The following is a 3,627-nucleotide window of genomic DNA, read 5'->3' as shown; positions in this document are numbered from 1 at the left end:
GTAGACGCTGAGCATCAGCACGCCGAGTTGGGCCAGCGTGCCGACGCCGTATTTGCCGATCGTGAAGGCCATCGCGCCGAACGCGCCGATCGGCGCCACGCGCATCAGCATGGCGATGATGCGGAAGAAGAATTCGCTGGCATGGTCGAGGAAGCGGACCGCCGCCTCGCCTGCCTCTTTCATGTGCGCGAGCGCGAGGCCGGAGAGGATCGCGATCAGCAGCACCGGCAGCAGGTCATCCCCCGTCAGCGCGCCGAAGAAGCTGTCGGGGATGATGCCGAGCAGGAAGGGCGCGACGCCTTGCTCATGCGCCTTGCCGGCATAGTCGGCGACGCCGGCCAGGTTGAGCGTCGCGGGATCGGCGTTCACGCCGTCGCCCGGACGGACCAGGTTCACGATCAACAGTCCGATCACCAGCGCCAGCGTCGTCACTGCCTCGAAATAAACGAGCGCCTTCAGTCCGACCCGGCCGAGTGCGCGCAGGTCGCCGATCTTGGCGATGCCGAGCACGACGGTCGTGAAGATGATCGGGGCGATCATCATCTTGACCAGCTTGATGAATGCGTCGCCGAGCGGCTTCAGCGCGGCGCCGAAATCCGGCCACAGCCAGCCGACCAGCACGCCCAGCACGATGCCGACGAGCACCTGGGCGTAGAGGTGGCGGAAGATGCGCATTCAGGCGAGGCTGACTCGGCCGCCGGCGTGGCGTTCCAGCCGGCCGGCAAGCTCCAACTCGAGCAAGGCGGTCTGCACGACCGCGCTGGGCAGGCCGGAAAGGCGGATAATCTCGTCTACGGGCACGGCGGTGGCGCCGAGCAGGTCCAGCACCGCCTCACGCTGCGTGTCGGACGCGTCGTCCGTTGGCCCAGGTTCGTATGAACCGATGGGCTGGGCGACGGCGCGCGCGTCGATCGGGCGGATCTGTTCCAGCACATCGGCGGCAGTCTGGATCAACGTCGCGCCGTCGCGGATCAGCAGGTTGCAACCCTGCGCGCGCGGATCGAGCGGCGAGCCGGGGACCGCCATCACTTCACGGCCGAGCTCCGCGGCGATGCGGGCGGTGATCAGCGACCCGGATTTGGGCGCGGCCTCGACCACGACGGTCCCCAATGAGAGGCCGGCGATGATCCGGTTTCGCGACGGGAAATGGCGCGCCAGCGGCTCGGTGCCCGGCGGCTGTTCGGCGATCAGCAGGCCGTCGCTCGCGATCTTCTCCTGCAGCGCGGCGTTCTCGGGCGGATAGGCGATGTCGATGCCGCTTGCGATGATGGCAACGGTGCCGCCCTGCAACGCGCCGACATGGGCCGCGGTGTCGATGCCGCGGGCCAGGCCGGAGACGACGGTCGCGCCCTCCCCCGCCAGCTGCTGCGCTAGGCCCCTGGCGAAACGGCATGCGGCCGCCGATGCATTGCGGGCGCCGACGATCGCGATCATCGGACGGTCGAGCAGCTCCAAATGGCCCCGCACGGTCAGCATCGGCGGCGCACTCTCGGTTGCGCGCAGCAGCGCAGGATAGTCCGGATCGTCGACGAACAGCGCGCGCGCACCGAGCTTTGCGATGGCGGCGAGCTCGCGTTCGACCTGCCGCCGGTCGGCCGGACGGAAATCGCGCCGGCCGCCGCGCGCCGCCAGCATCGGTAGCGCGTCCAGTGCGGCCGTTGCGCTGCCGAAGCGGGCGATCAGCTGGCGATAGGTGATCGGCCCGATATGCGGTGTCCGCAGCAGCTGGAGCTTCGCCGCGCGGTGGTCGGGCTCGATATCAGCCACTCTTGCGCCCGACTTTCGGCTCGGTGCCGGCGAACAGCCGCGCGATGTTGCCGCGGTGCCTCCAGAAGACAACCAGCGCGAGGGCGATGAAGAGGATGCCGAAATCGGCGCGGCCGAACAGGAACGCCGCAATCGGAGCCGCCACCGCTGCCGCAAGGCTGCCGACCGACGAATAGCGGCTGGCCGCCAGCACGCCGAGCCAGACCAGCAGATAGATGACGCCAATCGGCCACCAGGCCGCAAAGCCGATGCCGCCGAAGGTGGCGGCCCCCTTCCCGCCCTTGAACCTGAGCCAGATCGGGTAGCAGTGACCGAAAAAAGCGCCTGCCCCGCCCAGCACGCCGCCGCCGGGCACGATCGCCTCGCCGATCCAGACCGCCGCGGTGCCTTTCAGTGCGTCGAGCAGCAGCGTGGCGGCCGCCAGACCCTTGCGGCCGGTGCGAAGCACGTTGGTCGCGCCGATATTGCCGGAGCCGATCGCGCGGATGTCGCCGGCGCCGCTGAACCGGGTCAGCAGCAACCCGAACGGGATCGAGCCGAGCAGATAGCCCAGCGCCAGCGCCAGCGCCGGCATTTCCCAAAGGACATCGGTGGTTTGCGCCCCCATCGGACGCGACAAACCGCAAAAGCCCGAAAAACACAACCGTCCGCTTCTCGGCTTCGCTCGAAACGAACGGTGATTCTCACGTGAAAGTCGATTAGGTGCGCCCCGCATGACCGACCCGCGTCCGCTGCTGTTCTTCGATTCCGGCGTGGGCGGGCTTTCCGTGCTGGCCGCGGCACAAAGGCTGTTGCCGAAGGCGCCGATCGTCTATGCCGCGGACAGCGCCGGCTATCCGTACGGCACCAAATCCGAAGCGGAGATCGCGGCACGCGTGCCGGCACTGCTGGGGCGACTCGTCGAGCGCTACCACCCCCGGCTCGTGGTGATCGCGTGTAACACCGCCTCCACCATTGCGCTCGCCCATGTGCGGAGCGCGCTGGACCTGCCGGTGGTCGGCACCGTCCCGGCGATCAAACCGGCGGCCCTGCTGTCGAAGACGCGCGCGATCGGCGTGCTCGGTACCGAGGCGACGATCCGCCAGCCTTATGTCGACCGGCTCGCCGCCGAGTTCGCCGCCGACTGTCTGGTGCTGCGCCACGGTTCGGCCGAGCTGGTCGACCTGGCGGAAGCGAAATTGCGTGGGCAAGACACCGATCCGGCGGCCTATGCGCGTATCCTGGACGGGCTAACCGGTCAGCCCGGCGGCGAGCGGATCGACACCGTCGTACTCGCCTGCACGCACTTCCGGTTGGTCGAGCCCGAGCTCGCAGCCGCACGACTGCTCACCTATGTCGATGGCGCCGATGGGATCGCGCGGCGGATCGCTTATCTGACCGACGGTCAGAGCTGGCCCGACGCGCCTTCCCCGGGAATCGCCGTGTTCACGCGGCTGGACGACTCGGTCGAGCGGCTCCGGCCTGCTCTTGGCAACTTCGGTTTAGCGCGGATCGAGCGCCTATGAGGGCTTATTGCGAGTTGTTCTCACTGGCCTGAGCGCGCCCGCAAAGGTAAACGGGGCCGAGAGCGAACCGAACACAGGTTAGGGCTTTGGACTACAACCGCATTTTCACCCAGGCGATCGACCGGTTGCACGGCGAGGGCCGGTACCGGGTGTTCATCGACATTCTGCGCAACAAGGGGATGTTCCCGAACGCGCGCTGCTTTGCCGGGCATAATGGGCCGAAGCCGATCACGGTCTGGTGCTCGAACGACTATCTGTCGATGGGCCAGCACCCGAAGGTGATCGCGGCGATGGAAGAAGCGCTGCACGATGTCGGCGCCGGCGCCGGCGGCACCCGCAACATCGCCGGCAACAC

4 protein-coding genes and 1 pseudogene are annotated in these 3,627 nt (G+C 68.1%); 2 read left to right on the top strand and 3 right to left on the bottom strand.

Going from position 1 to position 3,627, the window contains the following annotated elements:
* From VFT73_RS05845 to plsY, 3 genes are all read right to left on the bottom strand, one after another.
* The coding region (locus VFT73_RS05845; protein ID WP_326409224.1) for a cation:dicarboxylate symporter family transporter at positions 1 to 675 on the bottom strand (675 nt) is incomplete at its 3' end.
* The gene (gene dprA / locus VFT73_RS05840) at positions 676 to 1,767 is read right to left on the bottom strand and encodes a DNA-processing protein DprA (protein WP_414712799.1); all 1,092 of its coding nucleotides are present in this window, start codon (positions 1,765 to 1,767) and stop codon (positions 676 to 678) included.
* Positions 1,760 to 2,374 carry a glycerol-3-phosphate 1-O-acyltransferase PlsY gene (gene plsY, locus VFT73_RS05835; RefSeq protein WP_326409223.1) on the bottom strand — a complete coding sequence of 205 codons (615 nt, stop codon included), beginning with the start codon at positions 2,372 to 2,374 and terminating at the stop codon, positions 1,760 to 1,762. Before plsY ends, dprA begins: the two co-directional genes overlap by 8 nt.
* A gap of 106 nt (positions 2,375 to 2,480) precedes the next feature.
* Here plsY and murI point away from each other — a divergent pair, with 106 nt between their 5' ends.
* A complete protein-coding gene (gene murI / locus VFT73_RS05830; RefSeq protein ID WP_326409222.1) occupies positions 2,481 to 3,272 on the top strand; it encodes a glutamate racemase in 792 nt (263 codons plus the stop codon).
* Between the two features lie 86 nt (positions 3,273 to 3,358).
* A pseudogene (locus VFT73_RS05825) lies at positions 3,359 to 3,627 on the top strand (5-aminolevulinate synthase); the annotation flags it as partial.

Origin of the sequence: Sphingomonas sp. (genome assembly GCF_035758555.1) — a bacterium.
Taxonomy (GTDB): Bacteria; Pseudomonadota; Alphaproteobacteria; order Sphingomonadales; family Sphingomonadaceae; genus Sphingomonas_B.
This window is presented reverse-complemented; position numbering and strand designations above follow the sequence as displayed.

Excerpts from the sequence above, each read along its gene's own strand:
- plsY (WP_326409223.1), bottom strand. The coding sequence starts at position 2,374 with ATGGGGGCGCAAACCACCGATGTCCTTTGGGAAATGCCGGCGCTGGCG.
- murI (WP_326409222.1), top strand. The coding sequence starts at position 2,481 with ATGACCGACCCGCGTCCGCTGCTGTTCTTCGATTCCGGCGTGGGCGGG.